The 16,164-nt window shown below is 60.8% G+C and carries 13 protein-coding genes; 7 read left to right on the forward strand and 6 right to left on the reverse strand.

Annotated elements, in window-relative coordinates; translation table 11 throughout:
- Positions 1–29 precede the first annotated feature (29 nt).
- The 4 genes from KCX59_RS11855 to rfbB form a co-directional block, all read right to left on the reverse strand.
- Complete coding sequence (locus KCX59_RS11855) at positions 30–1,769, reverse strand: WecB/TagA/CpsF family glycosyltransferase (protein ID WP_370629148.1); 1,740 nt, start codon at positions 1,767–1,769, stop codon at positions 30–32.
- A gap of 409 nt (positions 1,770–2,178) precedes the next feature.
- Entirely contained in the window at positions 2,179–3,411 is a 1,233-nt protein-coding gene (locus KCX59_RS11860) for a hypothetical protein (protein ID WP_179016592.1), read from the reverse strand.
- A gap of 189 nt (positions 3,412–3,600) precedes the next feature.
- On the reverse strand, positions 3,601–5,022 hold the full coding sequence (locus KCX59_RS11865) for a sugar nucleotide-binding protein (RefSeq protein WP_179016591.1): 1,422 nt from the start codon (positions 5,020–5,022) through the stop codon (positions 3,601–3,603).
- A 3-nt stretch (positions 5,023–5,025) separates the two neighbouring features.
- Positions 5,026–6,024: a dTDP-glucose 4,6-dehydratase gene (gene rfbB / locus KCX59_RS11870; RefSeq protein WP_179016590.1), complete on the reverse strand. Its 999-nt coding sequence runs from the start codon at positions 6,022–6,024 to the stop codon at positions 5,026–5,028.
- Between the two features lie 53 nt (positions 6,025–6,077).
- Here rfbB and rfbA point away from each other — a divergent pair, with 53 nt between their 5' ends.
- Positions 6,078–6,944, forward strand: coding sequence for a glucose-1-phosphate thymidylyltransferase RfbA (rfbA, locus tag KCX59_RS11875; protein ID WP_179016589.1), 867 nt, complete (start codon positions 6,078–6,080; stop codon positions 6,942–6,944).
- Positions 6,945–6,951: 7 nt separating this feature from the next.
- Here rfbA and KCX59_RS11880 read toward each other — a convergent pair whose 3' ends face one another.
- The gene (locus tag KCX59_RS11880; protein WP_179016588.1) at positions 6,952–7,884 is read right to left on the reverse strand and encodes an aldo/keto reductase; all 933 of its coding nucleotides are present in this window, start codon (positions 7,882–7,884) and stop codon (positions 6,952–6,954) included.
- 52 nt (positions 7,885–7,936) lie between these two features.
- On the opposite strand from KCX59_RS11880, the gene KCX59_RS11885 reads away from it, so the two are divergent.
- A complete protein-coding gene (locus tag KCX59_RS11885) occupies positions 7,937–8,770 on the forward strand; it encodes an undecaprenyl-diphosphate phosphatase (RefSeq protein WP_091470731.1) in 834 nt (277 codons plus the stop codon).
- A 15-nt stretch (positions 8,771–8,785) separates the two neighbouring features.
- Entirely contained in the window at positions 8,786–10,063 is a 1,278-nt protein-coding gene (gene mshC, locus KCX59_RS11890; RefSeq protein ID WP_179016587.1) for a cysteine--1-D-myo-inosityl 2-amino-2-deoxy-alpha-D-glucopyranoside ligase, read from the forward strand.
- Positions 10,064–10,136: 73 nt separating this feature from the next.
- On the opposite strand, the gene KCX59_RS11895 is transcribed toward mshC, so the two are convergent.
- Positions 10,137–11,042, reverse strand: a complete 906-nt coding sequence (locus KCX59_RS11895) for a PAC2 family protein (protein ID WP_054808090.1) — start codon at positions 11,040–11,042, stop codon at positions 10,137–10,139.
- 30 nt (positions 11,043–11,072) lie between these two features.
- Here KCX59_RS11895 and KCX59_RS11900 point away from each other — a divergent pair, with 30 nt between their 5' ends.
- The 4 genes from KCX59_RS11900 (at position 11,073) to arc (ending at position 16,140) form a co-directional block, all read left to right on the forward strand.
- On the forward strand, positions 11,073–11,885 hold the full coding sequence (locus KCX59_RS11900; RefSeq protein ID WP_179016586.1) for an HAD family hydrolase: 813 nt from the start codon (positions 11,073–11,075) through the stop codon (positions 11,883–11,885).
- Positions 11,886–13,052, forward strand: coding sequence for a site-2 protease family protein (locus KCX59_RS11905; protein WP_178992748.1), 1,167 nt, complete (start codon positions 11,886–11,888; stop codon positions 13,050–13,052).
- A gap of 117 nt (positions 13,053–13,169) precedes the next feature.
- Entirely contained in the window at positions 13,170–14,234 is a 1,065-nt protein-coding gene (locus tag KCX59_RS11910) for a tRNA (adenine-N1)-methyltransferase (protein ID WP_370629147.1), read from the forward strand.
- A gap of 97 nt (positions 14,235–14,331) precedes the next feature.
- Positions 14,332–16,140, forward strand: coding sequence for a proteasome ATPase (gene arc, locus KCX59_RS11915; protein ID WP_091470741.1), 1,809 nt, complete (start codon positions 14,332–14,334; stop codon positions 16,138–16,140).
- Positions 16,141–16,164 lie beyond the last annotated feature (24 nt).

Genomic DNA, 16,164 nt, shown 5'->3' on the forward strand with positions numbered 1-16,164 from the left:
ACAGCGCCCGAGGGAAACGCCGAGGGCATTCAGAGGCCTCCATCCGCTCTCCGCATTGCGTGGGGGAGGAGATCCCTCCGCCGCTTGCTGGCCAGAGCCCGTACAGCGACGAGGTGACCAGGCTTATTCAGGCGAACGACCTCCGCGACAAGTACGGCGCAGCGAAATGCCAGCACCCGGCTTCGCTTGAAATACTTCTCTGCATAGCGGACCCTGTTCACAGACATGAGCGCTGTCAATTGCGGCGACGCCCCGGAACCACCACGCGTGTGCCACATCCTGGCCGCCGGCTCAAACCAAATGGCATATCCCGACGCCCTCAGACGATGACAATAGTCCGTCTCTTCCGAGTAGAGGAAGAACCTTTCGTCCCAAGTGCCCACCACCTTCGCTGCCTCGGCGCTTACCAACAGCGCAGCACCCGTAGCCCAATCCACCTGGTGCCCGTGACGGTAGCTCTCTTCATCAAAGTCCATCTCGGACAACCAACCGGGACGGGCTTTAAGATGACTGCCCAAGGCCGCGTCACCCAGCGCTCGCAGAATGCCCGGCTCGCGACGCAAGGAGGGGTATACGCTGCCGTCATCGTCCAACAACATCGGCACCACCATTCCAGCGCCGGATTCGTTCATGCGCTTGAGCATTGCCCTGATCGCCCCGGTTTCGACACGGAGGTCCGGGTTCAAAATGAGGTATGCGCCAGCTTCTCCAGCTCGCGCAAGTGCGACGTTGATACCGCCGGCATAGCCCAGGTTTCCTCCGGTTGCAACTACCGTGACATCGGGACAGCGGGCGAGTTCGGTGCGCGTGAGGTCGTTGGGGGAGTTATCGGCTACTACCACTTTGATGGACTGGTTCACGGCTTCTTTCCGCAGGCCCAGGATCAACGGTCCTACGTCGTCTGCATTGTTGTAAGTGACAATGACGATGGCGACATCAGCGGTGGCACTTGCAGGCACAAAGGTACCCGGAGCGCTGCTGGGCTCGCGCTCCGGGACGACGGGGGCAAGATGGTTGGACGGCGTCCATGGTGGGGCGGACAAGCTACTGTCCCTGCGCAACCGAAAATATGCTTCGGGCCCGTCCACGAGGTATCGGCGGGACAGCCTACGCGGTTCCATTGCCAGCCTCCAGGCCCACTCCAGGCTGTTGGAACTGACCCAGGACGGAGCCCGCCGTACGTGCCCAGCCAGAAAATCGACTACCGCACCGAAGGCCAGCAGTACTTTGGCGCCGGTCAAATGGCCGTACTCCGAAATCCACAGTTCCTGACGGGGTTTTCCCAATCCAACGATCAGAATGTCCGGAGCTGCCTCGGAAATCGCGATGGCAAGTTGGCGGGACGCCGCATCGTCGGTTAGCGTGATCCGCGCTGGAGCCCACCAACCAGCCACCGCAAGGTTCGGCCGGTCCACAGCGAACTTCTCTCGAATAAGGTTGTGGGCTTCTGCTGACCCGCCAAGGAAACCAACGCTAAGCCCCCGCCGCCCCGCTTCATCCAGCAACGGTCCCACGAGGTCGCTGCCAGCCAGCCTCGGCCACGTCCTGCCCGTTAGACGACGGGCCTCCGTTGCCAACGGCGCTCCGTCTATGAGGGTGAGCCATTCGACGGTCGCCGCATGGTCCAGGGTGTTCGTCCAGCGGCCTCCTGACCCGAAATGGCGAATGTGGTCGAGGTTTGCGGAGCAGACACCCAGGGGCGGTGCACCAGCCTCGACTGCCCTGCCCAGGATTTGTTGAACCGCGGTGTCGAACTCAATGAGTTTCACCGGTACGCCGCCCAGGTTTACAAGTGACGCGGCGGGGACAGCCTCCCCACTCCGTTCAGACGTGTTCGCAGGACGGTGGAAAACGAGACTGCCACCAGCGAGGGTACGTGTAGTCGAGGTTTGGGGGAGTACCCGGTGAAGTGCGTTTCGGGTGGGCGTGGTCTTAGGTAGCAGCATTCTCGGCTCCAGGCTCGGGTCCAGCTCAAGACATAACCATGTGGCCCACGATCCGTGGCTGCTGCACTGCCAGGATCGTGGGTGGCGGAATAGCTCCGCCACGGCGACATGTTTTCTTGAGTTGTCTCCCGGCCTCCTGCCAGAGGCTGCCGTAGGCCTACTTTAGGCCGTTTTTTCGGTCTCCGCCAGAGTCTCGAATGCATCTACCCGGCAGGTCCCGCCCGGCTTTCCCCTAAAGTGCTATGCGGTAAACATGATGGGTGTATTCGTTCGGGAATGCATCCGTGAATTGTCCATGTTGGACGGGTATTGACCGGTTTTCGTTTACCACCTCAACCGTGGATCCGGACAGTCCGGCGGGAAGCGTAAACACTCTAGTGCCAACACCACCGTCATCGGTCATGGCGAATATGAAGGCATGCGCATCCTTGACTTTCAACATGGTGTCCGTGCCGGTACCGAAGTCCCAGGCGTAAGACTGGGTATTGAGGATCGGCGCGTAGGATCTGACCGCATTGTTCACGGCACCAACGGCGGCCACTTGTTCTCTCAGGCAGACGGCACTGTGAATCCTGGCGTCTTGGAAAGCATCCCCGCTGATGCAATCGTTGACGTTTTGCTGGTCCGGAGACTGGCTGAACCACACGATGCCACGCGCCTCGTGAATTATGGAGGCCCACACCTGTGCCTCGACCTGTTCCGGGCTCAATTGCCGATACCCGCCCTTCGAACCACCGGTGCTGATAACGGTGGGAAGTGCCCACAAGGGGGCCTGCACACCACGGGCTGCATTAACCTCTTGCTGAAGGGACATGATCTTCCCATAGCTTGAAGCAGTGCGGCAGTTTGAAGGATTGATCGGGTTCTGCCCATTCGGAGTCCGCCACCTCAGCGCTCCTTCCCCCCAGTCGCACTGGGGGACAGCGTAGAAATATTGATCAACCGAGTTCACATTCACGGTGTTGTAGTAGTCCGTGGAGTACTGCATGGACACGTCGTACGTGATGATGCCTGCGGTCCAGTTTGCGTAGGTAAACCTACCCGTCTTGGCCGGATCGTGCTGGGATGCAAGTTGCCTCATACGAGCAAGCCCTGGGACGGGGTCGTACCTCCCGTCCACTTCATCGTCCACCACAGTACCCACCTGTCGGTCCCAGTCGGCCGGTGCATCATCCGGAGCGAAGAGGGTGAACATGCCGTTGGCAGCGATGTCAGCGCTGGATGCGTCGGGGTTGCCTTGAACATACGTGTTGATGCCCAGAGACTTGTCGTACTTCAGTTGCGCGTCGCTACCTGGAGATCCATACCAAACTGCAATAGGGAAGAAGGAAGGGTCGTCCCATCCGGCTGCGGCTGCTTTGCCAAATTGCTTCCAGTATGCCGGCCCGCCGTCCCATGGGATCCTGGGAAGCTCAGAGAGGGCAGTTTGCCCGGACCTGATCACCGTACTCGGCTGAGAAGGCATCGCCGTCACTCGTACAGTGCCTGGTATTGTGCTTGCCAATACCAGCGCACCAAGCGTCGCAGCCACAGTAGTGAAGTAGCGAACCCTCATAGCTTCATCTTCTTCCGCAACCCAATAACGAGTACCTAAAGGATGGCACCAGCATCAGGAATTCGTAACCCGCCAAACCCTTGGACCATTGCGGCGGGCTTAGGACAGTGTCTGAGGGTACAAGTGTCGGAGGTACTCAACCAGACGCTCCCTCGCATCGGGCGGATCAAAACCGGTGGCGCGGATTCTGCTCAGGTCCAGGACGCTGCTTGGTGGCCTCGGCGCAGTGATTGGCTTCGCGTAGTCGGATGTACTGATGGGTTGCACAAGATCTGGATCGACGCCCTGTAAGCCGTAGATGTCGCGGGCCACCTCATACCAGGACTTGGCTTCGCCGCTGTTGCTGAGGTTGTACGTCCCGTAGGGCGCCTTGCTTCGGAGCAGGTGATGAATGCCCGCCGCGATGTCAGCTGCGAAGCTCAACCGTCCCCGTTGGTCATCCACCACCGATGGCGCGGCCCCCTTGACGGCCAACGAAGCCATGGTTCGAACAAAGTTCTTTCCGTCGCCCACTACCCAGCTTGTCCTCACGGTGTAGTGCTTCGGTACGGTGCTCACAGCAAGATCACCGGCGGCCTTGCTTTGGCCATAGACACTCAGGGGGGTGGGAACTTCATCTTCGTGATGCACTTCTGTTGTTCCGTCGAAAACGTAGTCGCTGGATACATGGACCAGAGTCAGTGAATGCTCGACGGCGGTACGCGCCAAGCGGGAAACGGCAGCGGAGTTGATGCTCCAGGCAGCTGCGCGGCCTTCCGGAGTCTCGGCGGCATCGACGGCGGTGAAAGCGGCTGCGTTGATGATCGTGGAGTAATTGCGCCAGTTGAGTGCCTCATAGGAGTCCTCTACGGTGATGTCGAATTGCGCCCGGCTGGCGAACTCCGCCGTGGCGTCGCCGGAGAAAGCATGCCGGAGGGCTGTACCCAACTGGCCGTCCGCGCCAAGGACCAGCGTCCGCCGCTCCTGCATGGGAACAACGTCACCCAACCGCGGATGCTTCCTGTCCTGTGCAGACACAATGGACTTCTCCAAGGGGATTGGCCACCGCACGGCTACTTCCTCATCGGCGAGGTTGAGGAACGTGTACTCCTTCTGTGCCTCCGCGCTCCAGTGATCGTTGACCAGGTACGTGTACGCCGTGTCGTCATCCAGCGTTTGGAAGGCGTTGCCCACGCCACGGGGGACAAAAACGGCGTCCTGAGGCGTCAGCTCTGCGGTAAACAGTGTCCCAAAAGTCTGGCCCACGCGGAGGTCAACCCACGCGCCGAAGATCCGACCGGAGGCCAAGGAAACGAACTTGTCCCACGGTTCAGCATGAATGCCCCGAACCGTACCGCGCGCTGCGTTGAAGGAAATGTTGTTCTGCACCGGACCGAAGTCGGGCAGCCCGGCATCCAGCATCTTGGTCCTGTGCCAGTTCTCTTTGAACCACCCCCTGTCATCCCCGTGAACAGGCAGCTCAAACAGCAGCAGGCCTGGGATGGGCGTGGTCCTCGAACGTAGCTGCCGTCCCGGCTCCACGCCTTAGTGCCCCTGTCCAGCGTATTTGGACTCCGTGGCTGCCTTCTGCGGCCGCCACCAGTGTTCGTTGTCCCTGTACCACTGCAATGTGTCAGCCAGCCCGGCGTCGAAGTCCGAATAACGGGGCGACCAACCGAGCTCGCGTCGAAGTTTGCTTGAATCGATGGCGTAACGGAGATCGTGACCGGGCCGGTCGGTCACCAGGTCATAAGCATCGCGGGGCTGCCCCACGAGGGTAAGCAACATCTCAACTACCTCGCGGTTGGAACGTTCGCCGTCGGCGCCGATTAAGTAGGTTTCGCCCAAGCGGCCACCTTCCAATATCGCCAAGATTGCGGACGAGTGGTCCTCCACGTGGATCCAGTCCCGGACGTTCCGCCCGTTGCCGTAGAGGCGGGGTCGGAAACCGTCAAGGATGTTCGTGATCTGCCGTGGAATGAACTTCTCCACATGCTGGTAAGGACCGTAGTTGTTGGAACAATTACTGATGGTCGCTTTGAGGCCGAACGAGCGAACCCAGGCGCGCACCAACATGTCCGAGCCCGCTTTCGTTGCGGAATACGGACTTGTGGGTCGGTATGTGGAGTCTTCCGTGAACCGCTGAGGATCGTCCAAGGCCAGATCTCCGTACACCTCGTCCGTGGAGATGTGATGGAACCGGGTACCGTGCTTTCGCGCCGCTTCGATGAGGGTGAATGTGCCGAGCAGGTTAGTGTCCAGGAAAGGCCGGGGCTCGTCCAACGAGTTGTCGTTGTGCGACTCGGCAGCAAAGTGGACAACCGCATCCACCGAGGATGTCAATACGTCCACCACGGCAGCATCGCAAATGTCACCCTCGAAAAATTCAAAACGGTCTGTGGGTAGTCCCGACAGCGATTCAATGCTGCCCGCGTAAGTCAGTTTGTCCAAGACAGTGACATGGAGACGGGTGTGCTCCATGATGAAGTGAACGAAATTGCATCCGATGAATCCGGCCCCGCCGGTGACAAGGATTCTCTGCATGGCCATAGCGTAACCGTCGAATACGGCGATGTGCAGCGGGAGAGGACAGTTAGATGCGCGGAATTATTCTGGCCGGTGGAACAGGATCCCGGCTCCATCCCATTACGCTCGGAATAAGCAAGCAATTGGTACCCGTCTTCGACAAGCCAATGATCTACTACCCACTGTGCACCTTGATGCTTGCCGGCATCCGCGACATCCTAATCATCACGACACCAACGGATGGCCCTCAATTCGAAAACCTGTTGGGCAATGGTTCCCAATTCGGCATTAATTTGAGCTATGCCCGGCAGCCGACGCCGGACGGGCTTGCCCAGGCATTCATTCTGGGGGAGCAGCATATCGGTAGCGGCAAAGTGGCGCTGATCCTTGGCGACAACATTTTCAACGGCCCCGGCATGGGCAACCAGCTACGACATTATGCCGATGTGGACGGTGGAGCCATCTTCGGGTACTGGGTCAAGGACCCGTCCGCCTACGGTGTGGTGGAGTTCGACGACCAAGGCATGGCCGTTTCCATCGAAGAAAAGCCCGCAGTGCCCAAAAGCAATTTCGCCGTTCCCGGGCTTTACTTTTATGACAACAACGTGGTGGCCATGGCCAAGGAGCTGCAACCGTCTCTACGGGGGGAACTGGAGATCACGGACATCAACAGGAAATATATGGAGCTTGGCCGGTTGCATGTGCAGAAATTTCCGCGGGGAACCGCTTGGCTGGACACCGGTACCTTCAGCGACCTGAATGACGCCTCAAACTATGTCCGTACCACTGAAAACCGACAGGGATTGAAGATTGGTGCTCCAGAGGAGGTGGCTTGGCGGATGGGCTACCTGACGGATGACGAGCTCCGCCAGCAGGCTGCCAAGCTCTCCAAGAGCGGCTACGGCAGTTACCTTTTGGACATTCTGGACCGCCAATAGGCCGAAATCACGCTGCTGAAACGTCCTCGAGAGCGCGCGCAATTTCAGCCGGCAGCGCCGTCAATTGGGCGTCCAGTACTTCCTTCAGCTGAACGGAGTTCCTGGGGCCGACGATTGCTGTGGCAACGCCAGGCCGGGAGAGCAACCAGCTGAGGGACACGTCCATCGGTGTCCGGCCAAGTCCGCGGGCGGCCATGGCCACGGCCTCCACCACACGGGATGGCCGCGACTCGAGATACGGCTCGACATAACCGGCCAACCGACTCTGTGCGGCACGGGAATCGGCAGGAATCTGGCCACGGTATTTGCCGCTGAGTACTCCACGGCCCAGAGGCGCCCACGCCATCAGCCCCAGGCCGGCGTCTTCCACCGCAGGGATGAGTTCTTGCTCGGCTTTACGGTGGACGAGGGAGTATTCGGACTGGTTGGCCACGAGGGTGAAGCCGGCCACGGCCGCTGCCTTGGCCGTCTGCCAACCGTTGTAATTGGAGATACCCACATAGCGGGCACGTCCGCTCCGCTGGGCAAGTTCCAAAGCCGAAAGAGTCTCGTCCAAGGGAACATTCGGATCCCACTCGTGGGCGAACCAAATGTCAATGTAGTCGGTGCCAAGCCTGGCGAGGCTGGCATCAAGTGCGGAGAGCATTGCGCCGCGGGAAGCGTTGACGCTGCGCCTGGAGTCCGAGGACGACACGCCGGCTTTAGTGGAAATCACAATTTCGGAACGGGCCACGACGTCGCCCAGCATGGATCCCAACATGGCTTCTGCCCGGCCTTGCGCGTAGGACGCTGCCGTGTCTACAACAGTGCCGCCAGCGGCAACGAATTCATGGAGCAGTTCAGCCGCGTCCTGCTCGTCGGTTTCCTGGGCCCAGGACATGGTGCCAAGGGATAAAGAGGACACGCGGAACCCACTGTTTCCGACATAACGCTGCTGCATAGCAGTTAGCTTACGGGGAGTTTGCGGACTTCATGACGTAGGGTCTATTCACGTGAACTGGATAGAAGCAGCCTTGCTGGGCCTGGTGCAGGGCCTCACCGAATTCCTCCCGATTTCCTCGAGCGCACACCTGCGCATTGTCGGCTCGTTCCTTCCGAATGCCGCAGATCCGGGTGCAGCCTTCACGGCCATTACGCAGCTGGGAACTGAAACCGCTGTGATCGTCTACTTCTGGCGGGACATCGTCCGGATCGTCGGGGCTTGGTTCGGCTCCCTCACGGGCAAAGTCGAGCGCAACAATCCGGATGCCCGCATGGGTTGGCTGGTCATCCTGGGCAGCTTGCCCATCATCATCCTGGGCCTGCTGTTCCAGGACCAGATTGAGTCAGTGTTACGTAGTATGTGGATCGTTGCCACCATGCTGATCGTCTTCGGCATGATTCTCGCTGTCGCCGATGCCATCGGCCGGCAAGAGAGGGACCTCACGCAACTGAGCTATAAGCACGGTATCCTCTACGGCTTCGCGCAAGCCATGGCGTTGATCCCGGGCGTTTCCCGCTCCGGCGGCACCATCACAGCCGGCCTCCTCATGGGTTACACCCGTGAAGCAGCTGCCCGGTACTCCTTCCTCCTGGCCATACCCGCGGTGTTCGGCAGCGGCCTTTACCAGCTTTATAAGACGGTGACGAACGAGGGCCTTGCTGGCCCCTACGGTCTCCCGGAGACTGCCTTGGCCACGGTGATCGCTTTCGTGGTGGGTTACATCATCATTGGCTGGTTCCTGAAGTTTGTCTCCACCCGCAGTTACAGGCTCTTCGTTTGGTACCGCATCCTCCTGGGCCTGGCTTTGTATGTCCTGCTCGGTTTCAATGTCATCAGTGCCTAGCACTAAGGTTGAGTCGTGAAATCGTGGACCTCCCGCCCTGTTCCTGAGCTGCCCGGCAGCATGCCGCAACTACGGCTGTACGACACAGCCATCGGCCGAGTGGTGGACGTCGAGAGACAGCCGGAACAGTCAATGTACGTCTGTGGCATCACGCCGTATGACGCTACCCACATGGGACACGCGGCCAGCTATGTGGCATTCGACCTCCTGAACCGTGCCTGGCGCGATGCCGGCGTCCGGGTCTCCTACGTCCAGAACGTCACGGACATCGATGATCCGCTCCTGGAGCGCGCCACGGCAACAGGCGTGGACTGGCGTGACTTGGCCCAGAGCCAGATCGACCTTTTCCAGACAGACATGGACGCCCTGAATGTCCTCGCGCCGAACCACTACGTCGGCGCAGTCGAGGCGATCCCGGACATCGTGCCCGCCATCGAGCAGCTTATTGCCGACGGCATTGCTTATCGCGTTGCCGGTTCTGAAGAAGAGCCCGACGGCGATGTCTACTACGACGTCGAGACGGCGGGCAAGCGCTCCGACGCCACAGACGCCTGGACACTGGGCGATGTCTCCGGCCTCGGCGAAAAGGAAATGCTGGAACTGTTCGCAGAGCGCGGTGGCGACCCCGCCAGGGCGGGCAAGCGCCATGCCCTCGATCCCTTGCTCTGGCGCGTTGCACGGGACGGCGAACCGAGCTGGCCCGGAGCTACCTTGGGCGATGGCCGGCCGGGTTGGCACATCGAATGTACGGTGATCGCGCAAAAGTACCTTCCCGCCCCCTTCACTGTTCAGGGCGGCGGCTCTGATCTGGTCTTCCCGCACCATGAAATGGGCGCAGGCCATGCCTACTCCTTGTCCGGCGTTCCGCTGGCGCGCCACTATTCACACGCCGGCATGGTGGGCTTGGACGGCGAGAAGATGAGCAAGTCAAAGGGCAACCTGGTACTTGTCTCAAAGCTGCGCGCTGCAGGGGAGGAGCCGGCGGCCATCCGCCTTGCCATCCTTGCCCACCACTACCGCTCGGACTGGTCCTGGACCGATGCGGAGTTCGCCGAAGCCAAGGACCGGCTCACACAGTGGCGTGCTGCCTTGGACTGCGCGCCGGCCGGATCCGCTGCAGGACTGATATCGGCCATGCGCGATGAACTTGCCAACGACCTCAACGCTCCTGGCGCAATCACAGCCGTCGACTCTTGGGCGAAGGAAGCGATTCGCACTGCCGCTGAGAAGTCGGAGCAGGATACCGCCCTTGTTACCGACGCCATTGATGCTTTGCTCGGCGTTGAGCTCTAAGCTACCCAAGAAGACAATCAACGGCCCTGACCTCTGGTCAGGGCCGTTGTTGGTTTTTGCCGGCACTGATCCCTTAGGGGCGCTCTTTACCGCGTCGCTTCAGGTACCGCTCAAACTCGCGGGCGATTGACTCACCGGACGCCTCCGGGAGATCAGCGGTGTCCTTCGCTTCTTCCAGTTGCCGCACATAGGCAGCAATTTCAGGGTCCTCCGTGGCGAGCTCATCCACTCCACGCTCCCAAGCCTCCGATTCTTCAGCCAACGCCTGGCTGTCCAAAGGAACCTGCAGCAGATCCTCGATCCGGTGCAGGATCGCGAGCTGTGCCTTGGGGGAGGGCGGCTGGGCGACGTAATGCGGAACTGCTGCCCACAGGGAGACCGTGGGCAGCCCTGCCAGCATTGCGAACTCTGCGAGCACACCCACGATGCCCACCGGCCCCTCGTACTGGGAGGCCTCCAGGTTGAGGCGCTCCCGCAGGGAACTGTCCTCGGTGGTGGTGCTGACCGGTATTGGACGGCTGTGGGGCACATCGGCCAGCAGCGCGCCCACCAAAATCACGGAGTCCACCTTGAGCGCTTCGGCATGGACCAGTAATTCGGTGGTGTAGGCGCGCCAGCGGTATGAAGGTTCGGTACCGAGCACGAGGACCACGTCAACGTTGCTGTCCGGAACTTCAGCCTTGTAAATCCGGGTCGACGGCCATTTCACCTTCCGGGCACCTGAGGACGTGCGACGCACGGTGGGCCGCGTGAACTGGAAGTCGTAGTACTCCTCGGCATCCACAGTGGCAACCTTCTTGCCATCCCAGAGCTTGTTCAAGTAGTGCAGGGCATCGCTAGCGGCCTCTCCGGCGTCATTCCAGCCCTCAAACGCGGCGAGCATCACCGTGACACGTTGGCCGTCCGCGGGTTCCTTAAGGAAACGCTCGGGCTCCGCGGTGATGTCCTGTCCTTCGGGGGTCCCGTCCACACTGTTCATCCACTCACCCTACGTCCAAGACCCTCGTGGATGCATGGCATTTCACGCCGAAGCGTGTCCGGGATTCGCCCACAGCGCAACGGACGAACGGCCGCCCGCCAGGTTCCACGTAGACTGGAAACCATGCATTCGTTACCCAGCCAGCCCCTCCTCAAAGCCGTGCTCTGGGATATGGATGGCACACTCGTGGACACGGAACCCTACTGGATCGCTGCGGAGCGCGCGCTGGTGGAATCCCACGGCGGCACATGGTCCCACCAGCAGGCAATGCAATTGGTGGGACAGTCCCTGCTTCACTCGGCAGCCGTCCTGCAGGCCGCGGGCGTCAGGCTCGAAGCCCGTGACATCGTGGACACGCTGAGCGAACAAGTCATCGAGCAGGTCCGCAAAGAAGTCCCATGGCGGCCCGGGGCACGCGAACTGCTGGATGAACTCCACTTGGCGGGCATCCGCTGCGCCCTGGTGACCATGTCGGAGGGTCCTTTGGCCGGAGTGGTGGTGGAGAGCCTTCCCAAGCCCTACTTCGAGTTCATGGTGACAGGTGACACCGTCACCAACGGGAAGCCGCACCCGGAGGCCTACCTCACCGCCGTGGAACGCCTCAGGTTGAACGACCCGTCCGTCACCATCGACCACTGCGTCGCCTTGGAGGATTCCATCCCAGGTGCCACTGCCGCTATCGCTTCGGGTGTGGTCACAGTGGGAATTCCCCATCAGGTTCCCCTCCCGGAAGACCCCCGGATGATCACGTGGCCCACGTTGGTGGGCCGTACCGCAATCGATCTACAGCAGCTCGTGGCGGACCGTTTCGCCGCAGCCAACCTGTTTGAAGGGGCCAACTAGGTGAGCAGCCCCTCGATACAGCAACACCCGCAAACCAAAAAGAGGGACGGCATTCCCCTCGGACGAATCGCCGGCATTCCCGTCTACCTTGCATATTCGTGGTTTGTCATCGCGGCCTTTACGGTGTTCGTTTACGGGCCGGTGTTGATGGACTACATGCCCTATCTGAATAACTGGGCCTACCTTGTGGCGCTGTGCATTGCCCTGCTGCTCGCCATTTCCGTCCTGATCCATGAACTTGCACATGCGCTCAGCGCAAAGGCCTTCAAATGGCCAACCGAGAAGATCGTTCTGAATCTTTGGGGTGGACACACTCAATTCGAGAACTTCACAGCTTCGCCGGGGAAGTCCGTCATCGTCGCCCTGGCTGGGCCTGTTTCCAACTTCGTCGTCGCCGGGGTCATGTGGGCAGTAATGTCCGCCGACTTGCTCAGCGGAGTGTCGGCGACCCTGGGTGACATCCTGATGAGGGCAAACCTCTTGATCGGCATCTTCAACATACTTCCTGGGATGCCACTGGATGGCGGGCGTTTGGTGGAGTCTGCTGTATGGAAAGCGACCGGCAGCCAGGACAAGGGCACCATTGCCGCAGGGTGGTCCGGGCGCATCATCGTTGTGGTGCTGGTCATTTGGTTTATTGGCCTGCCCTTGATCAGCGGCGCTTGGCCGGACCTCACCTTCATTGTGATTACCGTGTTGGTGTGCGGCTTCCTCTGGATGGGCGCCTCGAGCTCCATCCACCATGCAAAGCTCCGCAGTCGTCTGTACCTGGTAAGTGCCGCGGGGTTGGCTGAGCCCGCAGTGGGCGTGCCGAACTCGGCCTCAGTGGCAGACGTCCTGGACATTTCACCCGCCGGAAGTCCCGCCGTCGTGATTTGCGGTCCCGACGGTAAACCGCAGGGAGTTGTGGATTTCGGCGCAACGCTCGCTGTTCCAGCCGCAGCTGCCACGACGACGCCTGTCACCGCAGTGGCGCATGCCCTGGCCGCCGGGGCGTACGTCCCCGAATGGTCCAAGGGGCAGGAACTGATCCAGTACTTGGCGCGCCTGGAGGGCGGCGAATACGCTGTGGTTGATCACAACGGAATCGTCACCGGGCTGCTCCGCCAGCAGGCCGTAGTGACGGCCATAACAGGTAAGGAAGCACGCAAGAGCGGGCGCGCCTGACTGCCTTGCCGGTAGAGTTACATGCCGGCGGTTATACAAAACAGACCCATTGAATTTTTGGCGCCCACCAGCCGGTTACACACCGCGGCCCAGCCGTACAGGAGCGAGGAACACCACATGAGCAGCGAAACCGCCGCCCCCGCAGCAACCACAGGCACTGACGAGCCCGGTACCGGCTCAACAGTCCAGCCGACGGGCGCTGCACGACGCCGCGGGCCTTTCCGTGTGGGCGAGCGGGTCCAGCTCACGGACGAGCGTGGGCGCATGAACACCATCACCTTGGAAGTGGGCGGCGCCTTCCATACGCACCGCGGCTTCTTGAACCACGATGAAATCATCGGCAAGGTGGATGGCTCGGTGGTTAGCAACAACGTCGGCCAGCAGTATCAGACCTTGCGGCCGCTGCTCTCTGACTTCGTTCTGTCCATGCCCCGTGGTGCCGCTGTGGTTTATCCCAAAGATGCAGGCCAGATCGTCACCATGGCCGATATCTTCCCGGGCGCGCGGGTTGTGGAAGCCGGCGTTGGCTCCGGCGCACTCTCCATCTCCCTGCTGCGCGCAGTCGGCGACGGCGGCTACCTCCACTCCTTCGAGCGTCGCGAAGAGTTCGCGGACATCGCCAGGGGAAACGTTGAGACCATCTTCGGTGGACCGCACCCCGCGTGGCAGATCTCCCTGGGAGATTTCCAGGAAGAGGTAGTCAAGGCCGAGGCCCCGGGGTCCGTGGACCGGGTCGTGCTGGACATGCTTGCGCCGTGGGAGTGCTTGGACTCGGTTGCTACTGTCCTGGCTCCAGGCGGTGTCTGGATCAACTACGTAGCAACAGTCACCCAGTTGTCCCGCACTGCCGAAGCCATCCGCGCTGACGGCCGCTTCACCGAGCCGGACGCGTGGGAATCGATGGTTCGTGGCTGGCACCTCGAGGGCCTTGCTGTCCGTCCGGACCACCGGATGGTCGCCCACACCGGATTCCTGCTGGTCACTCGCCGTCTTGCTGAGGGCGTCACGGGAATTTCCGTGAAGCGCCGCCCTTCCAAGACCGAATTCAGCGAAGAGGACCTCAACGCCTGGACCCCTGCAGCAGTGGGGGAGCGTTCCGTCTCGGACAAGAAGCTGCGCCGTGCAGCACGTGATGCCATCGCCGGGACCAACGTTCAGGATGATCCCTCAGTCACAAACTGACAAAGGTCACAATAGGGTTCGCATTCCGGATGTCACCCAGCACCCTGAGCTTTTCGGGACTAAGGTCTTGTTAAGCGCAGGAAGGGGCTGATGAATCGTGGATACGTCAAACAACGACCTTGGACGGCCGACGCCGGAAGAAGCAAACGACGCAGCGGAGAATACGGCAAGCCGGGGGCTTGGCGTTGTTCAACCGCCGGAGACCTCGAGTGAGCTGACTGTTGCCGAACGGCAAATCAACATCCTCCGGGACAAGCTTCGCCACATCGACCGCCAGTTGGCAGCCGCGACCCAGAACAACGGCAAACTGGTCAGCATGCTGGAAACGGCGAAGGCTGAAATTCTTCGTTTGAAGGGCGCCCTGGAGCAGGAGGGCCAGCCTCCTTACAGCTTCGGTACCGTGGTGCAGATCAACCCACGGAAGCAGCCGTCAGCCGGCAGTTCAGGGCAGGCAGCCACCGAAGAGTCAGTGGATATCTTCAACTCCGGCCGCAAGATGCGCGTGGGAGTCAGCCCGCTCGTCAACCTCAACCAGCTCGCTGTAGGACAGGAAGTCCTGCTGAACGAGGCACTCCTGGTAGTGGCCGGGCTCGGTTACGAACGCGCCGGCGAACTGGTCACCCTCAAGGAAATGCTGGGCAAGGACCGGGCACTGGTGGTGGGCCGCGCCGACGAAGAGCGTGTAGTCAGGCTGTCCGGGGCACTCCAAAGTGTTCATTTGAAAGTGGGCGACGCGTTGTCGCTCGATTCACGGACCGGCTACGCGCTGGAGAAGGTCCCGCGCGCCGAGGTGGAGAACCTCGTCCTCGAAGAAGTTCCGGACATCACCTACCAGGACATCGGTGGGCTTGGCCCGCAGATCGAGCAGATCCGCGACGCCGTGGAGCTGCCGTTCCTCCATCCGGACCTCTACCGTGAGCATGGTTTGAAGGCCCCCAAGGGCATCTTGCTCTACGGCCCTCCGGGCTGCGGTAAAACACTGATTGCCAAGGCAGTAGCGAATTCCCTCGCTGCCCGGGCTGCGGAACGTGCGGGCAACACCGATCTCAAGAGCTACTTCCTGAACATCAAGGGTCCGGAGCTCCTTGACAAGTACGTGGGTGAAACCGAGCGCCACATCCGGCTGATCTTCTCCCGCGCCCGTGAAAAGGCTTCAGATGGCAGCCCCGTGGTGGTCTTCTTCGATGAAATGGACTCATTGTTCCGCACCCGCGGTACCGGGGTATCCTCCGACGTCGAAACCACCATCGTGCCGCAGCTTCTCAGTGAGATCGATGGTGTGGAGCGCCTGGACAACGTGATCGTCATTGGGGCCTCAAACCGTGAGGACATGATCGATCCCGCAATCCTTCGTCCCGGTCGCCTTGACGTGAAGGTCAAGATTCAACGACCCGACGCCGAGGCCGCAGCCGACATCTTCGCAAAGTACATCACCACTGACCTGCCCTTCCACCCTCAGGATTTGGCTGAATATGGCGGCGACGTGCAGGCCACCGTGGATGCCATGGTCCAGCGCACCGTGGAGGCCATGTACTCCACGGAGAAGTCCAACGAGTACCTCGAGGTCACCTATGCCAACGGCGACACCGAAATGCTGTACTTCAAGGACTTCAACTCCGGCGCCGTGGTCCAGAATGTGGTGGATCGGGCCAAGAAGTACGCCATCAAGGATTTGCTGACCAGCCACCAAAAAGGTCTTCGGATCGATCACCTGCTTCGGGCCGTGGTGGATGAGTTCCGTGAGCATGAGGACATGCCCAACACCACAAACCCCGATGACTGGGCACGGATTTCGGGCAAGAAGGGCGAAAGGATCACCTACATCCGGACCATCGTTCAGGGCAAGGCAGGCCAGGAGCCTGGCAAGTCCATCGAAACCACCGCCAACACAGGTCAGTACCTGTGACAGCAAGGCCCGAGGGTTCACCCG

This window comes from Paenarthrobacter nitroguajacolicus (assembly GCF_051027655.1).
Lineage (GTDB): Bacteria > Actinomycetota > Actinomycetes > Actinomycetales > Micrococcaceae > Arthrobacter > Arthrobacter nitroguajacolicus.